Annotated in this window: 23 protein-coding genes and 1 riboswitch; of the genes, 15 read left to right on the top strand and 8 right to left on the bottom strand. The window is 62.6% G+C overall.

All coding sequences use genetic code 11. The annotated features are described in order from the left end of the window. Positions 1–72 precede the first annotated feature (72 nt). The 7 genes from C1725_RS12155 to C1725_RS12125 all read left to right on the top strand — a co-directional run bounded on the left by C1725_RS12155 (position 73) and on the right by C1725_RS12125 (position 5,797). Positions 73–849: an FAD binding domain-containing protein gene (locus C1725_RS12155; protein WP_102411864.1), complete on the top strand. Its 777-nt coding sequence runs from the start codon at positions 73–75 to the stop codon at positions 847–849. Next, on the top strand, positions 839–1,300 hold the full coding sequence (locus C1725_RS12150; protein WP_102411863.1) for a 2Fe-2S iron-sulfur cluster-binding protein: 462 nt from the start codon (positions 839–841) through the stop codon (positions 1,298–1,300). Before C1725_RS12155 ends, C1725_RS12150 begins: the two co-directional genes overlap by 11 nt. After that, the gene (locus tag C1725_RS12145) at positions 1,297–3,573 is read left to right on the top strand and encodes a molybdopterin cofactor-binding domain-containing protein (protein WP_102411862.1); all 2,277 of its coding nucleotides are present in this window, start codon (positions 1,297–1,299) and stop codon (positions 3,571–3,573) included. Before C1725_RS12150 ends, C1725_RS12145 begins: the two co-directional genes overlap by 4 nt. Next, entirely contained in the window at positions 3,570–4,151 is a 582-nt protein-coding gene (locus C1725_RS12140; protein WP_102411861.1) for an NTP transferase domain-containing protein, read from the top strand. Before C1725_RS12145 ends, C1725_RS12140 begins: the two co-directional genes overlap by 4 nt. After that, complete coding sequence (locus C1725_RS12135) at positions 4,139–4,648, top strand: cob(I)yrinic acid a,c-diamide adenosyltransferase (protein ID WP_346026625.1); 510 nt, start codon at positions 4,139–4,141, stop codon at positions 4,646–4,648. The genes C1725_RS12140 and C1725_RS12135 overlap by 13 nt, the downstream gene beginning before the upstream one ends. A gap of 64 nt (positions 4,649–4,712) precedes the next feature. Continuing rightward, positions 4,713–5,312 (top strand): GNAT family N-acetyltransferase, encoded by a 600-nt coding sequence (locus C1725_RS12130; RefSeq protein WP_346026624.1) that lies wholly within the window; start codon positions 4,713–4,715, stop codon positions 5,310–5,312. 23 nt (positions 5,313–5,335) lie between these two features. Continuing rightward, a complete protein-coding gene (locus tag C1725_RS12125; protein ID WP_102411859.1) occupies positions 5,336–5,797 on the top strand; it encodes an S-ribosylhomocysteine lyase in 462 nt (153 codons plus the stop codon). 72 nt (positions 5,798–5,869) lie between these two features. Here the strand turns inward: C1725_RS12125 and C1725_RS12120 are convergent, their stop codons facing one another. From C1725_RS12120 to C1725_RS12110, 3 genes are read right to left on the bottom strand one after another with little or no spacing between them, the layout of a single operon-like run. Then, positions 5,870–6,466 carry a manganese catalase family protein gene (locus tag C1725_RS12120; RefSeq protein ID WP_102411858.1) on the bottom strand — a complete coding sequence of 199 codons (597 nt, stop codon included), beginning with the start codon at positions 6,464–6,466 and terminating at the stop codon, positions 5,870–5,872. A 2-nt stretch (positions 6,467–6,468) separates the two neighbouring features. Further along, on the bottom strand, positions 6,469–6,711 hold the full coding sequence (locus C1725_RS12115) for a spore coat protein CotJB (RefSeq protein WP_102411857.1): 243 nt from the start codon (positions 6,709–6,711) through the stop codon (positions 6,469–6,471). After that, the gene (locus C1725_RS12110) at positions 6,704–6,901 is read right to left on the bottom strand and encodes a spore coat associated protein CotJA (protein WP_346026623.1); all 198 of its coding nucleotides are present in this window, start codon (positions 6,899–6,901) and stop codon (positions 6,704–6,706) included. The genes C1725_RS12115 and C1725_RS12110 overlap by 8 nt, the downstream gene beginning before the upstream one ends. A gap of 367 nt (positions 6,902–7,268) precedes the next feature. On the opposite strand from C1725_RS12110, the gene C1725_RS12105 reads away from it, so the two are divergent. Beyond that, positions 7,269–7,871 (top strand): SOS response-associated peptidase family protein, encoded by a 603-nt coding sequence (locus C1725_RS12105; RefSeq protein ID WP_102411856.1) that lies wholly within the window; start codon positions 7,269–7,271, stop codon positions 7,869–7,871. Positions 7,872–8,027: 156 nt separating this feature from the next. On the opposite strand, the gene C1725_RS12100 is transcribed toward C1725_RS12105, so the two are convergent. The 5 genes from C1725_RS12100 to C1725_RS12080 form a co-directional block, all read right to left on the bottom strand. Beyond that, the gene (locus C1725_RS12100; protein WP_102411855.1) at positions 8,028–9,359 is read right to left on the bottom strand and encodes an MATE family efflux transporter; all 1,332 of its coding nucleotides are present in this window, start codon (positions 9,357–9,359) and stop codon (positions 8,028–8,030) included. A gap of 34 nt (positions 9,360–9,393) precedes the next feature. Further along, positions 9,394–9,921: a chromate transporter gene (locus C1725_RS12095; RefSeq protein WP_102411854.1), complete on the bottom strand. Its 528-nt coding sequence runs from the start codon at positions 9,919–9,921 to the stop codon at positions 9,394–9,396. Further along, positions 9,918–10,499 carry a chromate transporter gene (locus C1725_RS12090; RefSeq protein WP_102411853.1) on the bottom strand — a complete coding sequence of 194 codons (582 nt, stop codon included), beginning with the start codon at positions 10,497–10,499 and terminating at the stop codon, positions 9,918–9,920. The genes C1725_RS12095 and C1725_RS12090 overlap by 4 nt, the downstream gene beginning before the upstream one ends. Before the next feature lie 20 nt (positions 10,500–10,519). Then, entirely contained in the window at positions 10,520–11,155 is a 636-nt protein-coding gene (locus C1725_RS12085) for a histidine phosphatase family protein (protein ID WP_102411852.1), read from the bottom strand. Positions 11,156–11,245: 90 nt separating this feature from the next. Then, complete coding sequence (locus C1725_RS12080; protein ID WP_102411851.1) at positions 11,246–12,775, bottom strand: UDP-glucose--hexose-1-phosphate uridylyltransferase; 1,530 nt, start codon at positions 12,773–12,775, stop codon at positions 11,246–11,248. A gap of 200 nt (positions 12,776–12,975) precedes the next feature. Here C1725_RS12080 and C1725_RS12075 point away from each other — a divergent pair, with 200 nt between their 5' ends. The 7 genes from C1725_RS12075 to rimI all read left to right on the top strand — a co-directional run bounded on the left by C1725_RS12075 (position 12,976) and on the right by rimI (position 18,022). Then, positions 12,976–14,262, top strand: a complete 1,287-nt coding sequence (locus C1725_RS12075) for a galactokinase (RefSeq protein ID WP_346026622.1) — start codon at positions 12,976–12,978, stop codon at positions 14,260–14,262. A 231-nt stretch (positions 14,263–14,493) separates the two neighbouring features. Next, positions 14,494–15,075 (top strand): DUF1062 domain-containing protein, encoded by a 582-nt coding sequence (locus C1725_RS12070; protein WP_146009239.1) that lies wholly within the window; start codon positions 14,494–14,496, stop codon positions 15,073–15,075. 99 nt (positions 15,076–15,174) lie between these two features. After that, entirely contained in the window at positions 15,175–15,495 is a 321-nt protein-coding gene (locus C1725_RS12065) for a CD3324 family protein (RefSeq protein WP_102411849.1), read from the top strand. A 79-nt stretch (positions 15,496–15,574) separates the two neighbouring features. Then, positions 15,575–15,689: riboswitch (FMN riboswitch) on the top strand. 93 nt (positions 15,690–15,782) lie between these two features. Beyond that, complete coding sequence (locus tag C1725_RS12060; RefSeq protein ID WP_102411848.1) at positions 15,783–16,364, top strand: ECF transporter S component; 582 nt, start codon at positions 15,783–15,785, stop codon at positions 16,362–16,364. A 14-nt stretch (positions 16,365–16,378) separates the two neighbouring features. Then, positions 16,379–16,852, top strand: coding sequence for a tRNA (adenosine(37)-N6)-threonylcarbamoyltransferase complex ATPase subunit type 1 TsaE (tsaE, locus tag C1725_RS12055; RefSeq protein ID WP_102411847.1), 474 nt, complete (start codon positions 16,379–16,381; stop codon positions 16,850–16,852). Then, a complete protein-coding gene (gene tsaB, locus C1725_RS12050) occupies positions 16,849–17,553 on the top strand; it encodes a tRNA (adenosine(37)-N6)-threonylcarbamoyltransferase complex dimerization subunit type 1 TsaB (RefSeq protein WP_102411846.1) in 705 nt (234 codons plus the stop codon). Before tsaE ends, tsaB begins: the two co-directional genes overlap by 4 nt. Next, positions 17,546–18,022, top strand: coding sequence for a ribosomal protein S18-alanine N-acetyltransferase (gene rimI / locus C1725_RS12045; RefSeq protein WP_102411845.1), 477 nt, complete (start codon positions 17,546–17,548; stop codon positions 18,020–18,022). Before tsaB ends, rimI begins: the two co-directional genes overlap by 8 nt. Positions 18,023–18,045: the final 23 nt, after the last annotated feature.

Below are 18,045 nucleotides of genomic sequence, written 5' to 3'. Positions count from 1 at the left end.
GCGGCGCATTGACAGGCCCCGGTTTCTTTTCTATAATGAGAAAAAAGGTCGAATTTTGCGGAGGATACGTGCATGACGATCAGGGAATACGCCCGGCCGGAGACGGCGGAAGCGGCGTGGGCGCTGTGCCAGAAGCGGCAAAACGTCGTGATGGCGGGCAATATGTGGCTCAGAATGCAGAAAAAGGCCGTGGGGACGGTAATCGACCTGTCCGGGCTCGGCCTTGATTACGTAAAAGAAGAAGAGGACGCGTTTGAGCTGGGCGCGATGGCGTCCCTGCGCACGCTCGAAACGGACGCGCGGCTGCAAAATGAATACTTCGGCGCGTTTTCGCACGCGCTTTCGCCCATCGTGGGCGTGCAGTTTCGCAATACCGCGACCGTGGGGGGCAGCGTATTCGCGCGGTTCGGCTTTTCAGATGTATCGACGCTGCTGCTCGCGATGGACGCGCGGGTGCGGCTGCACAAGGGCGGCGAGGTTTCGTTGGCTGCGTTTCAGCAGATGCCCTTTTCGCGGGATCTCCTGCTTTCGGTGACGGTGCCGAAGGGCGCGCTGGGGATAGGGTATCACGCGATGCGGCGAAGCGCTACGGACATTCCGATGCTCGCCGTGGCCGCAGTGCGGACGGAAAAGGGCCTCCGCGTGGCCGTGGGGGCGCGCCCCGGGCGGGCGCTGCTGCTGTGCGCGGACGAGGCGGAGCTGACGGATGCGCGCCGGCGGGCGCTGCTGGAAGACGTGCCCTTTGGTGCGAATCTGCGCGCAGGCGCGGAATACCGGCGTGAGATCGCGGACGTGCTCGTGCGCCGCGCGGTTCAGGATGCGATGGAGGGCAAGCGCTATGCGAATTGAGATGACGCTGAACGGCAGGCGCGTCGGCGCGGACGTGCCGGCGGACGCGACGCTGTTTGAATTCCTGCGCGCGCAGGGGATGAAGAGCGTGAAGTGCGGATGCGAGACGACGAACTGCGGGCTTTGCACCGTGCATCTGAACGGAAAGCCCGTGCTTTCGTGCAGTCAGCTGGCTGCGCGCTGCGCGGGCAGCGAGGTCGTGACGCTGGAGGGGCTGCAGGAGGAGGCAAAGCTGCTCGCCCGGTGCCTGGCGGACGAGGGGGCGGAGCAGTGCGGCTTTTGCAGCCCGGGGCTCGTCATGAACGTGCTGGCCATGGCGCGCGAGCTTGAGCGCCCGACGCCGGACGAGGTGGATCGCTTCCTGGCGGGCAACCTTTGCCGCTGCACGGGCTACATGAGCCAGCGGAGGGCGATCGCGCGGTATCTGGAACTAAAGGAGGCGGCGCGATGAAAAGCGTAGGACAGGGCATTCCCAAGAAGGACGCCGCGGCGCTGCTTTCCGGCAGACCCGTGTATACGGACGACATCGCGCCCGCAGACTGCCTGTGCGTGAAGATTTTGCACAGTCCGCACGCGAACGCCATGATCGAGGAGATCGACGTTTCCGGCGCGCTGAAGACGCCGGGGGTCGTCTGCGCGCTGACCTATCGGGACGCGCCGCAAAGCCGCTTCACCCTTGCGGGGCAGACTTACCCCGAGCCCAGCCCCTACGACCGGCTGATCCTCGACAAGCACCTGCGCTGCGTGGGCGACCCGGTGGCCCTCGTCGCGGCGGAGGACGCGCGCGCGGCGGAGGCGGCGCTCAGGCGGATCCGGGTGAAGTACGCGGTGCTGCCCGCGGTGCTCGACGCAGAACAAGCCCTGGACAACCCGGTGCTCGTGCACCCGGAGGCGGACTGGAAGGCGCTTTGCGACGTCGGTGCGGATAACAGGCGCAACCTCTGCGCGCACGATGTGACGCAGCAGGGCGACGTGGACGCGGAGCTTGAGGCCTGCGACGTGGTGGTGGAGCGCACCTACCGCACGCAGGCGAACCAGCAGTGCATGATGGAGACCTTCCGCGCCTACACTTATCTGGACGCGTATGGGCGGCTGAACGTCGTCAGTTCCACGCAGGTCCCCTTCCATGTGCGCCGCATTCTGGCCAACGCCCTGGAAATGCGAAAGAGCGAGATTCGCGTGCTCAAGCCGCGCATCGGCGGCGGCTTTGGCGCGAAACAGACGGCGGTGTGCGAAATTTATCCCGCGCTGGTGACGATGAAGACGGGGCGGCCTGCGAAGATCGTCTTTACGCGCGAGGAGAGCCTGACCTATTCCTCGCCGCGCCACCCGATGACGATCCGCGTGCGACTGGGCGCGGATGCGGACGGCACGATCCGCGCGATGGACATGCACACGCTGTCCAACACCGGCGCGTACGGCGAGCACGGCCCGACGACGGTGGGCCTTTCCGGGCACAAGTCGCTGCCGCTCTATTCCGGCGCAAGGGCGTTTCGCTTCAGTTACGACGTGGTGTATACGAACACGATGTCCTCCGGCGCGTACCGTGGCTATGGCGCGACGCAAGGGCTCTTCGCGATGGAATCGGCGGTAAACGAGCTCGCGCACAGGCTGCACATGGATCCGGCGGCGCTGCGCGAGCGCAACATGGTGCACGAGGGCGACGTGATGCCCGCCTATTACGGCGAGACAGCGCAGAGCTGCGCGCTGGATCGCTGCCTCGCGCGCGCGAAGGAGATGACCGGCTGGGCGGAGAAGTATCCGCGCCGCGTGCTCGAAAACGGGCATATCCGCGCGGTCGGTCTGGCGCTGGCGATGCAGGGCTCGGGCATATCAGGCGTGGATACGGCCGCGGTCTCCATCCGCGTGGGCGACGACGGCATCTACAATATGGCCGTCGGCGCGACCGACATGGGCACGGGCTGCGATACGATCCTCGCGCAGATGGCTGCGGACTGCCTGTGTTGCGAGGTATCCGACGTCACCGTGACGGGCGTGGACACCGACCAGTCGCCCTATGACACGGGCTCCTATGCGTCCAGCACCACCTATGTGACCGGCATGGCGGTGGTCAAGGCCTGCGAGCAGCTGCGCTCGCAGATCGAGGCCGCGGGCGCGCGGATGCTGGAGGTTCCGCAGGCGGAGGCGGAGTTCGACGGCCGCCGCGTGCTGCACGCGGCGAGCGGGCGGGAAATCTCCCTGCGCGACGTCGCTAACCGTTCTCTCGCCGCGGGCGCGGAGGAGATTTTTGCGAGCAGCTCGCACGGTTCGCCCGTTTCGCCGCCGCCCTTTATGGCGGGCGTCGCGGAGGTCGACGTGGACCCTGAAACGGGCAAGGTTGAGATGGTGGACTACGCGGCGGTGGTGGACTGCGGCACGGTGGTAAATCCGAACCTCGCGCGCGTGCAGACAGAGGGCGGCATCGCGCAGGGCATCGGCATGGCGCTCTTTGAGGATGTACAGATGACGGGTAAGGGGAGGATGGCGAGCAATTCTTTCCTGCAATATAAAATTCCGACGCGCCTGGACGTGGGACGCATCCGCGTGGAGTTCGCGCCAAGCTACGAGCCGACGGGCCCCTTCGGTGCGAAGTCCATCGGTGAAATCGTCATCAACACCCCCGCGCCCGCGATCGCGGACGCCGTCTACAACGCGGTGGGCGTACGGGTGACCGAACTGCCCATTACGCCGGAAAAGGTGCTCGAAGGGATGCGGCGGAAATGAAGCTGGGCGTCGTGCTGCTGGCGGCGGGCAGAAGCCTGCGTTACGGCGGGGACAAGCTGGCGGAATCCATCGAGGGAAAGACGCTGCTGGAGCGTGCGCTCGAAATCATCCGTGACGTGGACGCACAGCGGCGCGTGGCGGTCGTTTCGACGCAGGCGCGGGCCGAAGCGGCGCGTCGCATGGGCGTGCAGCCGGTGATGAACGGCCAGCCGGAGGCGGGCATCTCCCACTCTGTGCGCCTTGGGCTGGAGGCCTGCACGGGGATGGACGCGTACCTCTTCATGGTGGGCGACCAGCCCTGGCTGCGCGGGGAAAGCGTAGAGCGTCTGCTCGCGGCATACGCGCGCGGCGGCTGCACGATCGCCTGCCTCGGAAGCGGAGAGACGATGGGAAACCCCGTGGTCTTCGCGGCGCGCTATCTGCCGGAGCTTATGGCGCTCACGGGCGACGCGGGCGGAAAGCGCGTCGCGCGGGCGCACCGGGACGAGGTACGCGTCGTGCAGACGGACGCGCGGGAACTGTGGGACATGGATCAGCCGTTAGAAGGCAGAAAGCGTGAGGGCGCATGCAGGGATTGATACACGTCTACTACGGAGACGGCAAGGGCAAGACCACGGCGGCCATGGGATTGGCGATGCGCGCACTGGGCGCGGGTATGCGCGTGACGGTGCTGCAATTTCTCAAAAATCGGCCGTCCAGCGAGGTGGCGATGCTCGAAAAACTCGGCGCGAAGGTGCTGCGCGGGCAGGCGAACGACAAGTTTATCTTTCAGATGAACGACGCGGAGCGCGAAGAGACGGCACGCATCCACGCGGAGAACTTTCGGCGGGCGGCGGAGAGCGGCTGCGAGCTGCTCGTGCTGGACGAGGCGCTTTCCGCCGTGAGCGCAGGCGTCTTTTCCCAGGAGGCGCTCGTCGCGTTCCTCAAAGGCAAGCCGCCTGCGATGGAGGTCGTGCTGACGGGGCATGCGGCGCTGGAGCCGGTCATGCAGCAGGCCGATTACATCACGCATATGGTCTGCGAGCGCCATCCATACGCGCGCGGGATCGCGGCGCGCCAGGGGATCGAGTATTGACGGGAGGCGTCGGGCGCGGCGGTACCGAGTGGAACGCTCATGTAAGAAAAAAGGAGGCGGGCGCATGCTGGATCGGACGATACCGTATTACAACCTGCTCATGCGCTGCGACGAGGTGGCAACGGAAAAATGGACGCTGCCGTACGACCATCGCATTCGCTTTTATGAACCAGGGGACGCGCCGAATTGGGCGCGCGTCGAACGGGCGGTCGGGGACTTTCCGGACAAGGTGCAGGCACAGGTGGAAGCGTATTTTCTCGGACGGTACGATCTGGAGGCGCTTTCACGCCGCTGCCTGTTTGCCGTAAACGGCGAGGGGAGCGTGGTCGGCACCTGCACCGCCTGGCGCGATCCGAAGGGCTTGGAGGACGTCGCTTCGCTGCACTGGCTGGCGGTCGAGCCCGGTTCGCAGGGCAGGGGAATCGGCCGCGCGTTGGTAGACGAGACGATGCGCCTTTTCGAGCGCCTGGGCGAGATGCCCGTCTACCTGCACACGCAGCCGTGGAGCCATAGGGCGATCGGGCTGTATCTGGACGTCGGGTTTTACGCCCTGAAGACGGAAAGCTTCGGCGACTATGAAAACCAGTTTGAGGACGCTGCACGCACGCTTCGCGCGCATCTGGACGCGAGAACGTATGAAAAGCTGATGGACACGGCGAGGTAACGCGCCGGAGGGAGGAAGAACATATGGAGACGATCGCGAGCTTTCAAATCGATCACGACATCTTGACGCCGGGCATGTACGTCTCGCGCGTGGACGGCGACGTGGTCACGTACGACCTGCGCTTTAAGCGCCCGAACCAGGGGGATTACGTTTCCAACGGCGCGCTGCACACGTTTGAGCACCTGTTCGCCACCTACGTGCGGAACAGCCGCTTTGGGGATCAGGTCGTCTACTTCGGCCCCATGGGCTGCCGTACGGGATTTTATTTCCTGACGCGCGAAGGGCTTTCAAGGGAAAACGCCATTGCGCTCACGCGCGAAGCGTGCGATTTTATTGCGCGGTTTGAGGGAGAAATACCCGGCGCAAGGCCGCGCGAATGCGGAAACTATCGGGAACATGACCTGGAGGATGCGCGGCGCGAGGCCGCCGCCTATGCGCGCGTGCTGGAAGGGTGGACGCCGGAGAGAATGGCGTACCCGGCGTAACCGGAGACGAAAAAAGGATAGACGAAGAACGGCCGCGTTTTCGCGGTCGTTCTTCGTCCATATGGGGTGAAATTATTTGTCAAAGGACGGGTTGATGGCGAAGAAGTTGTCGGAATCGAGGTGTTCCTGGACGTCCCTTAACAGCTCGCCGAAACGCTGGTAGTGCACGATCTCGCGCTGACGCAGGAAGCGGATGGCGTCGTTCACATCCGGGTCGTCGCTGATGCGCAGGATGTTGTCATACGTGGTCTTCGCCTTCATCTCCGCAGCCATATCCTCGTGCAGGTCGGTGATGGGATCGCCCTTCACCTGAATATAGGCGGCCGTGTAGGGCGCGCCGGAAGCGGCCTGCGGATACACGCCTGTGGTGTGGTCCACCAGATAGGTTTCAAAGCCCTTGGCGAGCACCTCCTCCGGCGAAAGGTCACGGGTGAGCTGGTAGATAATGCTGCCGACAATTTCCAGATGCGCAAGTTCTTCCGTACCGATATCGGTCAGCGTGCCCTTGGCCTTGGCGTAAGGCATGGAATAGCGCTGACTGAGATAGCGCAGCGAGGCGCTTAACTCGCCGTCGGGTCCGCCGTACTGGCTGATGATCGCCTGTGCCAGGCGGGGATTCGTCCGCGCGATGCGGACGGGATACTGGAGCTTTTTTTCATAAATCCACATGGTCACACCCCCCGAATCGGCTGATTTGCTTCAGGTTCCCAGGGCCAGGGGTTGTCGATCCAGGCCCAGCGTGAGGAGGAGCAGTTGCCGTCCGGCAGGCAGGCGTAGTTTTGCATCCCCTGGCTCTGCGCACAGAGCTGCTGATAGAGCGCGAGCGCTCTTGCGTCGCTGGGATGGGTATCTAAATAGAGACGAACCTCCCAGGTGGCGAAGGGAAGCGCGTAATCGTTGCAGGTTTCAGGCATACTGGGCACCTCCCATCACCATTTTGCCGCAAAACGGCTTGTCGAGCTCGGGATACAGCGTGCCCCTCTTCAGGGCCAGCTCGGACGGGTAGATGGTATCCAGGGACTGAATGGGAACGTAGGCCATCGCAAGCGCGGGGCATTGCGGCATGCGGTCGGCGGAGACGGCTCCCGAATTTATATTCGTCAAAAAAATCATCTGCCTTCTTCAAAGAGTCTGCGGCCGCAGGATCAGCGGCCAGTTTTATTTTATGGGATTACCGCAGACCGCGTTCCACCAAAGGCGCATACGGTTTCCGTCAATGCCCCTTGAATGAGACGCGCAGAAGGGAAGGACGGTTCAAAATATACGTGGAGGTGCTCGCGCGCTTCTCGTTTGAGGGCGAGGTTGGCCCTTGTGTATGGCATCGGCCGCATCCTGGACGTACGGCTTACAGCTTTGCTGAAGGCCGGCGGGAGGGAGCCGCTACATTTGCAGGGCGGGGGCGGATGTGGTACACTTATACCACGACGGAGACAGCGGGTTTATCGAGGCAGAACGATGAGGGGGCAGGGCCATGTGCGGACGGTTTAACATGATCTCTGAGGACGACGTGGAGGAGATGCACAGAATCGTCGCGGAAATCAACCGGCGTTACCAGAATACCCCGGAACGCGCCCTGATGCGCTCCGGAGAAATATTTCCCACGAACGTCGTGCCGGTGCTTTCACCCGGACGCGGCGGCGGGACGGGCGCCTTTTTAATGAAATGGGGCTTTAAGTCCTTTAAGGGCAGCGGCGTCATCATCAATGCCCGCAGCGAGACAGCGGAGGAAAAGCCGATGTTCTCAAAGGCGATGCGGGAGCGCCGGTGCGTCGTTCCGGCGCAGAATTACTTTGAGTGGGAAGGACACAGGCAGGGAAAGCAAAAATACGCTATTCGTACGGCGGAAGGGTCGCTTTGTTACATGGCAGGTCTTTACCGATATGAGGAGGACGCGCGTCTGCCCGCTTTTGTCATTCTGACGCGTGCGGCATCGCCCGACGTGCGATTCATCCACGATAGAATGCCGGTGCTGCTGAACGCCGGGGACGTGGGCTCGTGGCTGAACGCTGGGCAAGGCGGAATGTGGATCGAGCAGCACGCCCTTTCGCGGGTAGAATACGAGGCGGTGCAGTAAAGCGTTTTCGCGCGTCACTGCGGTTTAAAATTTCGAAGAAGGAGCCAAAACAGCAGGCATGCTTTGTCGGGAACGGCAAAACACGCCTGCTGCTTGTATAGGTGGAACCGGTCGGGGGCGTTCGTCTCTCTTGCAAAAAGCGGAGGTTTTCCGCTCTCACGACACAGCGGGATGCTGCTTCCATTTGCCGCCGCGAAAGCGCGTGACGAAGAATGCGGCGCGCACGCACCAGTCGAGAATCATTGCGATCCACACGCCCTTGACCCCGAGCCCGAAGGCGCGGCCGAGCAGGTAGCTCATGGCGATGCGGCAGGTCCACATCGATGCGACGGAGACGTACATCGTGAACTTTGCATTGCCCGCCGCGCGCAGCGCGTTAGGCAGCGCAAAGGAGGCGGGCCAAATGAAGATGCAGCACACGCCGTGCAGGAGCATCAGGAACAGCGCGATGTCGGATGCCTCCTGCGAAAGCGAGAACAGGCGAATGATGAGCGGGGAGAGCAGCATCACGGCGACGCTGAGCGCGCCCATGGCGGCATAGGTGACGCGCATGAGCAGGCGGGTGTAGTGCGCGGCCTGTTCGTTGTCGCCCGCGCCCACGCATTGACCGACGACCGTGATCATCGCCAGACCCATCGCGGAGCCGGGAATGACCTGCATGGAGGCAACGGTGTTCGCCATGGCATTTGCTGTGAGAGCGGCGGTGCCGAAGGAGGCGATCAGGCTGGAGACGAGCACCTTGCCGATCTGGAACATGCCGTTTTCCAGTCCGTTGGGCACACCGATGGAGAGGATGGAACGAACCATGTGGCGGTCGAAGGTGAAGCGCGCCGGGCGGTGGATGAAGATGGTGTTGTGGTGATTTTGAATGAGCCAGAGCATCACGACGGCGCCCACCGCCCGCGAGAGCAGCGAAGCGAGGCCGGCACCCATGACGCCCAAGCCGAAACCGTAGATGGTGATCGCATTGCCGGTGATGTTGATGACGTTCATCAGCGCCGAGGTGAAAAGCGAGATGCGCGAATTGCCCATCGAACGATAGAGCGCCGCGCAGGCGTTGTAGACCGCCAGAAAGGGATAGGAGAGCAGCGACAGGAAGAAGTAGGTCTGCGCATTTTCCATGACGCTCCTTTCCACGTGGCCGAACACAAAGTTCAGAATCGGCCGGCGGCAAAGCAGAGAAATCGCGGAGATGAAAAGCGAGGTGAGCAGGGCCACGTATAGCAGCTGCTTGGCGGCATCGCAGGCCTTTTTGCGCTCACGCATGCCCAGATACTGGGAGGCTACGACCGCGCCGCCCGTCGCGAGCGCGGAAAAGATGTTGATCAGCAGGATGTTGATGGTATCGACTGCGGAAATAGCGGCGACGGCGGCGTCGCCTGCCGTCGCGACCATGACGGTATCCGCCATGCCGATGGTGACGGCCAAAAACTGTTCCAGCACGAGCGGGATGATGAGCCGGCGCAGGTCGGCCTTGGAAAAGAGCATGCAGAAAGCCTCCGTTCTAAAGAAAAAGCACGCCTTACGCGATGAACAGGCCGAGAAGAGCGGAAATGCCGATCACCTTGGGGATGCTCATCTGGCGGCGGACGGTCAGGTACAGCCCGAGCAGACCGATGAGCACCGCCGGGATGGAGATTGCGCCGGCGATCAGGTAGCTGTCGGGCGCAAGGGAGAAGATGACCGCGACGATCATGCCCAGGCACACCGCGCGGATGCCGTACAGCCCGCGCTCGAGCAGCGGGCTTTCCTTGAACGCAGCCAGAAAGTAGGCGGCGACCATGGTCAACGTGAGCGAAGGGAACATCGCGCCGATGGAGGCGATGACGGCGCCCGGCACGCCGGCCGTACGAAGCCCCACGAACGTGGCGCAGTTGATGCCGAACGAGCCCGGCGTCATTTCCGCGATGGCGACGATGTCGGTCAGCTCCGACGAGGTCAGCCATCCGTGCGCGAGCATCTCTGCACGCACGAGCGGGATCATCGACTGGCCGCCGAAGCTGGAAAAGCCGACGCGGATGTAAGCGAGCAGAAGCTCAAGATAGATCATTTCGCGGCCCTCCTTCCCTGAATGACGAGCCCGGCGATTCCGCCGAGGACGACGAGCAGCAGGTTGTTGATGCGGCCGCTCAGGCAAAGGACGCACCCGACAACAGCGATGACGAGCGTGATCCTATCCACGATCGCGCCCTTGCGCAGCTTGAGGGCGGCGCTGACGATGATGGGAACGACCGCCGCGCGTACGCCGGTGAGCATCTTCTGCACGTAGACGTTATCGCGTACGCTTGCATAAAAGAGCGCCACGACGCAAAGGGTGATGATGGAAGGAATGGCGATAGCGAAGGCCGCCAGCACGCCGCCCAGGACGCCGCCGACGTGATGCCCAAAGAGCACGGCGATGTTGATGATCATGATGCCCGGCAGGGAGCGCCCGACGGTGATGATGTCCAGCAGCTTTTCGTCCGTGATGTACTGACGCTTCTTGATGAACTCCTGTTCCATCTGCGCGATGACGCTCCACCCGCCGCCGAACGTAAACGCGCCGATTTTGAGCAGCACGAGGAACATCGTCACGAGCTTCTTTGAAGGATGGGGCGCCTCGCGCGGAGGGGTCGCCGGGGTTGTCATTTGCAAGTCCTCCTCGATTTTCAGATGACGGCGCTATTTTGCGCAAGCTGCGCAAAGGAGCCGGGCAGATGGCAGACGTCGTTGAGCGTGATGACCTTAAAGCGTTCCTTTTCGTACAGGACGGTGGTAACGCTGGCGTTGGAAATGTCAAATGTGTGCAGAGCGTTAAGCCCCATATGCAGAAAGGAACAGATCAGCGTTTTAATCAGCGCGCCGTGGGAGACGACGGCCACGGTTTCGCAGTCCCCCTGCAGAACCTCGTTCAGCGCCACGAGCGCCCGGCGCTGCAGGTCGGGGAAGGACTCTCCGCCTGGCGCGGGGCAGGCGGGGTCCTCCTGAAAACGGCGCGCCCACTGCGGATTTTCGGCCTCGGCCTGCGCGAACGTCTTTCCCTGCCAATCGCCCATGCAGATTTCGTGCAGGCCGTCGATGGAGGTAAGCGGCGCGCCCGTATAGCGCGCGAGCGCTTCGGCCGTATTCTTGGCGCGGGAAAGCGGGCTGTGGTAGATGCGGTCGATGGGGACGCCCTGAAAACGTCTGCCGATGCCCTCCGCCTGTGCGAGCCCCTGATCATTCAGCGGGATATCGAGCTCGCCCTGAAACAGGCGGCGGCAGTTCCAATCGGTCTGGCCGTGGCGGATCAGATAAATCAGCATGCAAAAACCTCTCGAAAATGAAAGTTGACGCGTGAAAATGGACAGAAAAAGAAGATCGAACCGTTCCGATCTTCTTTTTGTATTCGCTTTTCAGGCGGAAAAACCTGCTTTTTGTAAAAAACGTTTTACGCCGGATTTTCCAGCCTCATCCAGCTTGTAGACGCCTGCGTCGTACAGGACGCGCGCGCACTTTTTCGTGAGCTCTGCGCGGACCGTCTCTGCGGCCGCTTCGGGCGTTAGGCGGCAGCCCGTCTTTTCGGCGATTTCTTCGATCCATGCCGCGTGGGCCGCCAACTGCTCGTCCTCCCGGATAGACGCGAGAGTGCGGACGCCGCAGAGCGCCTCTTCGAGCGCGGCCAGCTCCTTTTGTAGGCGGCCTGGCAGGATAAACAGGCCCATGACTTCGATCAGGCCGATGTTTTCCTTCTTGATGTGATGCAGGTCGGGATGCGGATGGAAGATGCCGAGCGGCAGTTCTTCGGTCGTGCGATTGTTGCGCAGCACCAGGTCGAGCACGTAGCCCGCGCCCTCGCGCCGGGCGATCGGGGTGATGGTGTTGTGCGGCGTGTCGCCGGTGCGGGAAAGGATGCCAAGGGATTCGTCGCTGTAACCGCGCCAGCAGGAAAGCACGTGTTCGGCCAACGCGCACAGGGAATCGGGCGTGCCGCCGTGCAGTCGCAGGGTCGTCAGCGGCCAGGAAACCAGTTCGACCCGGACATCCGGGTAATCGGGGTGGACGGCCTCGCCGTACGCACCTGCGCGCTCCATCGGGAAGTGATGACGGCCGCCCTGGAAGTGGTCGTGGTTGAGGATGGACCCTCCGACGATGGGCAGATCGGCGTTGGAGCCGATGAAGTAGTGCGGGAAGCGCGTGACGAACTCGAGCAAGCGCTCAAACGTACCGCGGGAGATGGACATGGGGATGTGCCGGTCGTTAAAGACGATGCAGTGTTCGTTATAATAAAGGTAGGGCGAATACTGCATGTGCCAGGGCGCGCCCGCAAGCGTGAGCGGAATCGCGCGCAGCGTCTGGCGCGCGGGAAAGTCGATGCGTCCGGCGTAGCCCGTGTTTTCCGGGCAGAGCATGCACTTGGGGTATTCGACCGACTTTTTCGTGAGCAGGGCGGCGATGTCGCGCGGATCCTTTTCGGGCTTGGAGAGGTTGATCGTGATTTCCAGCTCGCCGTATTCGCTGGGCGCAAAGAAACGGATGTTGCGGGCGATGGCGTCCACGCGGATGTAGTCGTTCGCGCGGCAAAGAGCGTAGAACCAATCGGTCGCCCGCTCGACGCCGTCTTCCCGGGCGATGCGCTCAAACCGCTCGGCAATGACGGAGGGCGGCGCGGTGAACAGGCCCATCAGGCGCGCGGAAAAGAGATCGCGGCGGGTCTGCGTATCCTCGATGATGCCGCGGCGGACGGCCTCGTCTAGGAGCACGGCGAGAAGCGGCGTCGCGGTTTCGGGAATCGCGAGCACCTCGCCGCCTTCCAGAGGCGCATCCATTTGAAGGGCGTCGAGCAGGCCGTTTCGGGCGTAAAAACGGTCCTCCTCATCGATCAGACCATGGGAAACGGCAAAGGCGACCAGCGTTTCCATGGCGGAGGCGACAGAATAAGACATCGGACATTCCTCCTGCTCAAAATCATGATTTCATTATAGCGCATCCCCACCGCCCGCACAAGCGGGAAATGCGGTAAAATTGCGTAAACTGCGAAAAAATCCACGCATAAAAACGCCCAGGGGTATTGACAATCGGGGAAAAATTGCGAATAATAGGGGCATCAAGCCGCGAGCGAACGGCGATGGGAGCGTGAAAACACATGACGATGCTGGAAAAGTGGACAGCTTACGCAAAGTCACAGGAAGGTGCGGAGCGCCTTGCATCCCTCTACGGCAGGGATGAAAATACCTTGGCAGCGCAGCGTGCGCGGTACGCCAAGCTGATCGAGCGCCATGAAGCCCGCTTTGGCAGGGCAGACGGCGACATTTGCTTCTTCTCCGCGCCGGGGCGCACGGAGATCGGCGGCAACCACACGGACCACAACCTGGGCCGGGTGCTGGCGGCGGCGGTAAACCTGGATACCGTGGCGGCGGTGACGAAGAGCGCGGACGGCGTGATCGTAGTGGACAGCGAGGGGTATCGCCCGATCACGGTGGATACGGCGGATCTGTCGGTACGCGAGGACGAGCTGGGAACGACGGCGGCGCTGATCCGCGGTGTCGCGGCGCGGATGACCGAGCTGGGCTACAAGGTCGGCGGCTTTCATGCGGCGGTGACGAGCAACGTGCTGCGCGGTTCCGGGCTTTCCTCGTCGGCTGCGTTCGAGGTGCTGATGGCCGCGATTTTGGACGGGCTCTATAACGGCTGGGTGCTCGACGCCAAGGAGCGGGCACAGATCGCACAGCGTGCGGAAAACCTGCACTTCGGCAAGCCTTGCGGCCTGATGGATCAGATGGCGAGCTCTGTCGGCGGGCTGGTGACGATCGACTTCAAGGACCCGACGCCGGTCGTGGAAGCGCTGCCCTACGACTTCAAGGCGAAGGGGTATTCGCTGGTCGTCGTCAACACCGGCGGCGACCACGGCGACCTGACGGACGACTACGCGGCGATTCCGGCGGAAATGAAGGCGGTTGCGGCGCAGTTTGGCAGAAAGGTGCTGCGCGAGATCGACCCGGCGGAGATGGAAGCGGCGATCCCGAAGCTGCGCGGCAAGGTGTCCGACCGCGCGATCCTGCGGGCGCTTCACTTTTACGACGACAATGCGCGCGTGCCCATGCAGGTGGCGGCGCTTCGCAAGGACGACCTGGGCGCGTTTCTTTCGCTGGTGATCGAGTCGGGCGAGAGCAGCTGGAAGCTGCTGCAAAACGTCTATGCGCGCCCGCTGGAGGAACAGATGGCGCTGGCGCTGGAGCTCAGCCGCCGCGTGCTGAAGGGAAGCGGCGCATGGCGCGTGCACGGCGGCGGCTTCGCAGGAACGATTCAGGCCTTCGTGCCGGACAGCCTGCTGGACGCCTACGTGAAGAAGCTCGAAGCTTCCTTCGGCGCGGGTGCGTGCACCGTGCTCTCCATCCGTCCTGAAGGCGCAGTGATGATGGAAGTTCGCTAAAAAACGGCATGGCCTGCCGCCCACCTCAAACTCGTTTGAGAAACGAGCTTGAGGTGGGCGGCGGTTTTTCTTTTTGGTACAATGGCTTAGGTAGGAAATCAAAGGAGGCGCAGCGCATGACCGAGCCCACAGAGCGTCGTTGATCTCGAAAAAGTGTATAGCTGCGTGAGGGCCAGCCGACTCGCACGTCGCTTGCACGACCTATTTTGACGATGCGAAGGGGCTATAAAATTGCATACGATACGATGGACGCTTTCGGCGGCGGGGCTGCCGGGGGTTTTGCGAAGGTGCGCCTGCTGCGGCGAGATGCGGGTCTTTTTCCCAACGAACATGTTTCGCGTAAACGCAAACGGGCGCAGGCTCGACGTCTTTTTGATCTACAAGTGCGAAGCCTGCCAAAAGACATGGAACATGGAGGTGGTCTCGCGCGTGCGGCCGGAAGAAATCGCCCCGGATACGTACAGGCGTTATCTTCAAAACGACCCGGAGGAGGCGGCATGCTGCGCGAGCGATCCGCTGCTCTGGCAGAAAAACCGCATGCGCCTTTGTGAGACGCGGCTGGAGTACGGTTTGACCGGCGAGGCGATCGACCTGCGCGGGCTGACGGAACCGGCGCGCATCGAAATCGAGGGCGGAAAACCCACGCGTGCGCGGCTGGACAGGCTGCTGTGCGGTAAGCTCGGAATATCCCGGGAAGCCTACAGGCGCATGGCGCGCGCGGGCGCGCTCGTTGTCGAGCGGGACGCGCTCCGGTCCGGCGGCGGCGCGCTGCTTGTCATCCGGCCCGAAATCGGGTATGATGAATCAGAATAGAGAAGAAAGGAACATAGAAAATATGCTTAAAGAGATTCAGCATGCTTAGCAGGGGCTATCGCATGCGGCAATAAACCGGCGCAGACCGCGCCGAAGCAAGTGAATAGCCTCTGCTCGAACCTGAAATCATGTTTTAGGGGGAGCAGCATGCGCTATCAAAACGCGCGGGACGTCCTGCCCGCGGAAGTCATCGAGACGATACAGACGTATATCGACGGGGGATGCCTTTACATCCCGCGCAAGGAACAGAACCGAAAGCAATGGGGAGAAGAGACGCGCAGCCGCCAGGAGCGCATGTGCCGCGATCTGGAGATCAGAAAGCGCTATGAGCGCGGAGAACGGATCGCCCAGCTGGCGCAGGACTATTACCTGTCCGAAAAGAGCATTCAGCGGATCGTGCGCGGCGTAAGAAGCAAGTGATCTTTTGGCAAAAACGTATTGACAGGCGGCAAAGCCGTGCCTATAATAAGTTCAACTGAATAAGCGCATGGCGCGATTGAAGGATCTTCAGGGCGGGGTGTGATTCCCCACCGGCGGTATAGCCCGCGAGCCGTAAGGCAAGACCCGGTGTGATTCCGGGGCCGACAGTACAGTCTGGATGGAAGAAGAGCTTTTCTCCTATGCATCAGCCGAAAAAAACGGCCCCTGATCGCTCAGCCTTCAGGGGCCGTGTGCCGTTTCGGAAAAGAAAATGAGGAGGCAACCCCATGCGCAATCAGAACGTCTTCAAACTTACCCGCACGGCCATCCTATCCGCCATCGCCGCAATTTTGTTCTTCATCGAAATCCCGGTGGGCGTCCCCTTTTACAAGCTGGACTTCAGCACGCTGCCCGCGATCATCGCCGGTTTCGCGATGGGGCCGGCGTACGGTCTGGCGACGGTGCTCATCAAGGACTTGATTCACCTGCTCGTCTCCAGCTCCGGCGGCATCGGTGAGCTGGCGGATTTCATCATGTCCGGCGCGCTGGTGGTAATTTCATCGCTGCTGTACAGCCGGCGCAAGTCGCTTAAAAGCGCGCTGATCGGCCTTGGCATCGGCACGGTGGTGATGGCGGTTCTCGGTGCAATCGTCAATTACTACATCATGCTGCCGTTTTATACGGCCTTCATGCCGATGGAAAAGATCATCGAGGCGGGTACGGCGGTCATTCCGGCGATCCACAGCAAGTTCTCCTTCGTCGCGCTCATCACCGCGCCGTTCAACCTGCTCAAGGGTATCGCCCTCGGCGTGGTCACGTTCCTGCTCTACAAGCACGTGTCGCCCTTCCTGCACGAGAAGCGCGCGTAACATTGGGAGGTATCATGGTTCAATTCATCACCGACAGCGAAGAGGAGACGATGCGCCTGGGCAAAAGCCTGGGCGCTCGTCTGCGTGCGGGCGACGTCGTGCTGCTGGAGGGGGAGATGGGCGCGGGTAAGAGCGTCTTTTCCCGCGGCGTGGCGCGCGGAATGGGTGTCGAGGGACCGGTGCCCAGCCCGACGTTTACCATCGTCAACGTGCACGAGGGGACGCGTGGGCGGCTGTATCACTTCGACCTGTACAGGCTCGAGGGGGCCGACGCGCTCTACGAGATGGGCCTGGACGAGATGATCGGGACGGACGGCGTCGCGCTCGTCGAATGGCCCTCGCAGGCGGCGGAGGCGATGCCGGAACGCTGCCTGCGGGCGACGATCACCTATGACGGGGACGCGCCCGAACGACGGCGCATCGCCCTTTCGCCGGAGGGCGGCTTTGATGCCGGCCCTCTGAAGACGCTTGGAGGTGCGGAAAAATGAACGTTTTATGTATCGATACGTCCGGCCCTTCGGCGGGCGTCGCGGTTTTAAAGGACGGGCGCCTTGCGTTTGAATGCGAGCTCACGCACGGCATGACGCATTCGCAGTGCATCATGCCCATGGTCGAGCAGGGACTCGCGGGCACGGGGCTTCAAACGAACGAAGTCGACCTGTTCGCGGCGGTCGTCGGCCCCGGGTCGTTCACCGGGGTGCGGATCGGCGTATCGACGGTCAAGGCACTGGCGCACGCGGTCAACAAGCCCTGCGTCGGAGTGGATGCATTGGAGGCGCTCGCCGCGGGGATCTGGAGCTTTGACGGGATCGTCTGCCCGATTCTGGACGCACGCGCGCAGCAGGTCTACGGCGCGGTGTTTGAGGCGGGTGTGCCGCCTGTGCGGCTGATGGACGATACGGCGGAGAAGCTTGCGGAGTTCCTGCCCAAGGTAAAAGCGCTGGGAAGGCGGGCGCTCTTCCTCGGGGACGGCGCTCCGGTCTTTGAGGGCGCGATTCGGGAGGCGCTCGGCGATCAGGCGGCCTTCGCTCCCGCGCACCTGCGTGGGCTGCGCGCAGGCAGCGCGGCGGTGCTGGCGGAAATGCGCGCGCAGGAGGCGGACGATTTTCTGCACCTGATGCCGCTCTATCTGCGCGCGCCGCAGGCGGAGCGGGAACGCGCCGCGCGGGAGGCACAGCGCCATGCATGACGTGATCATCAGGCCGCTGACGGAGGCGGACGTCGCCGCCGTACATGAAATCGAGAGCCTCTGTTTCCCGATGCCCTGGTCGGAAGCCTCGATCCGCCATGACATCACGGAAAACATCGCGGCGCGCTGGCTGGCGCTGTGCGAGGACGGCAGGCTCGTGGCCTATGCGGGCATGTGGTTGATCATCGACGAGGCGCACGTCACGAACGTAGCGGTGCACCCGTCCTTCAGACGCAAAGGCTACGGCGAAGCAATCGTGCGCGCGCTGATGCAGCTCGCGCAGGACACCTGCATGGGGCTCATCACGCTGGAGGTGCGCCGCTCCAATGCGGGGGCGCAGGCGCTCTACCACAAGGTCGGTTTTCTGGACGTGGGATATCGCAAGCGGTATTATGAGGACAATAAAGAGGACGCGCTCATCATGTACTGCCAGTTCGCGGGGCAGCCGGGAGACGGGGCGGAGGAATAAAGGCGGAAAACGCAGAGCGTTCC

The organism is Beduinella massiliensis (assembly GCF_900199405.1).
Lineage (GTDB): Bacteria > Bacillota > Clostridia > Christensenellales > Aristaeellaceae > Beduinella > Beduinella massiliensis.
The sequence above is the reverse complement of the archived record's forward strand: the minus strand, read 5'-3'. Positions and strand labels throughout refer to the sequence as shown.

Bases quoted from the DNA above. Each gene is read 5' to 3' on its own strand.
- C1725_RS12155 (WP_102411864.1), top strand. From the start codon at position 73: ATGACGATCAGGGAATACGCCCGGCCGGAGACGGCGGAAGCGGCGTGG.
- C1725_RS12150 (WP_102411863.1), top strand. From the start codon at position 839: ATGCGAATTGAGATGACGCTGAACGGCAGGCGCGTCGGCGCGGACGTG.
- C1725_RS12145 (WP_102411862.1), top strand. From the start codon at position 1,297: ATGAAAAGCGTAGGACAGGGCATTCCCAAGAAGGACGCCGCGGCGCTG.
- C1725_RS12140 (WP_102411861.1), top strand. From the start codon at position 3,570: ATGAAGCTGGGCGTCGTGCTGCTGGCGGCGGGCAGAAGCCTGCGTTAC.
- C1725_RS12135 (WP_346026625.1), top strand. From the start codon at position 4,139: ATGCAGGGATTGATACACGTCTACTACGGAGACGGCAAGGGCAAGACC.
- C1725_RS12130 (WP_346026624.1), top strand. From the start codon at position 4,713: ATGCTGGATCGGACGATACCGTATTACAACCTGCTCATGCGCTGCGAC.
- C1725_RS12125 (WP_102411859.1), top strand. From the start codon at position 5,336: ATGGAGACGATCGCGAGCTTTCAAATCGATCACGACATCTTGACGCCG.
- C1725_RS12120 (WP_102411858.1), bottom strand. From the start codon at position 6,466: ATGTGGATTTATGAAAAAAAGCTCCAGTATCCCGTCCGCATCGCGCGG.
- C1725_RS12115 (WP_102411857.1), bottom strand. From the start codon at position 6,711: ATGCCTGAAACCTGCAACGATTACGCGCTTCCCTTCGCCACCTGGGAG.
- C1725_RS12105 (WP_102411856.1), top strand. From the start codon at position 7,269: ATGTGCGGACGGTTTAACATGATCTCTGAGGACGACGTGGAGGAGATG.
- C1725_RS12100 (WP_102411855.1), bottom strand. From the start codon at position 9,359: ATGCTCTTTTCCAAGGCCGACCTGCGCCGGCTCATCATCCCGCTCGTG.
- C1725_RS12095 (WP_102411854.1), bottom strand. From the start codon at position 9,921: ATGATCTATCTTGAGCTTCTGCTCGCTTACATCCGCGTCGGCTTTTCC.
- C1725_RS12090 (WP_102411853.1), bottom strand. From the start codon at position 10,499: ATGACAACCCCGGCGACCCCTCCGCGCGAGGCGCCCCATCCTTCAAAG.
- C1725_RS12085 (WP_102411852.1), bottom strand. From the start codon at position 11,155: ATGCTGATTTATCTGATCCGCCACGGCCAGACCGATTGGAACTGCCGC.
- C1725_RS12080 (WP_102411851.1), bottom strand. From the start codon at position 12,775: ATGTCTTATTCTGTCGCCTCCGCCATGGAAACGCTGGTCGCCTTTGCC.
- C1725_RS12075 (WP_346026622.1), top strand. From the start codon at position 12,976: ATGACGATGCTGGAAAAGTGGACAGCTTACGCAAAGTCACAGGAAGGT.
- C1725_RS12060 (WP_102411848.1), top strand. From the start codon at position 15,783: ATGCGCAATCAGAACGTCTTCAAACTTACCCGCACGGCCATCCTATCC.
- tsaE (WP_102411847.1), top strand. From the start codon at position 16,379: ATGGTTCAATTCATCACCGACAGCGAAGAGGAGACGATGCGCCTGGGC.
- tsaB (WP_102411846.1), top strand. From the start codon at position 16,849: ATGAACGTTTTATGTATCGATACGTCCGGCCCTTCGGCGGGCGTCGCG.
- rimI (WP_102411845.1), top strand. From the start codon at position 17,546: ATGCATGACGTGATCATCAGGCCGCTGACGGAGGCGGACGTCGCCGCC.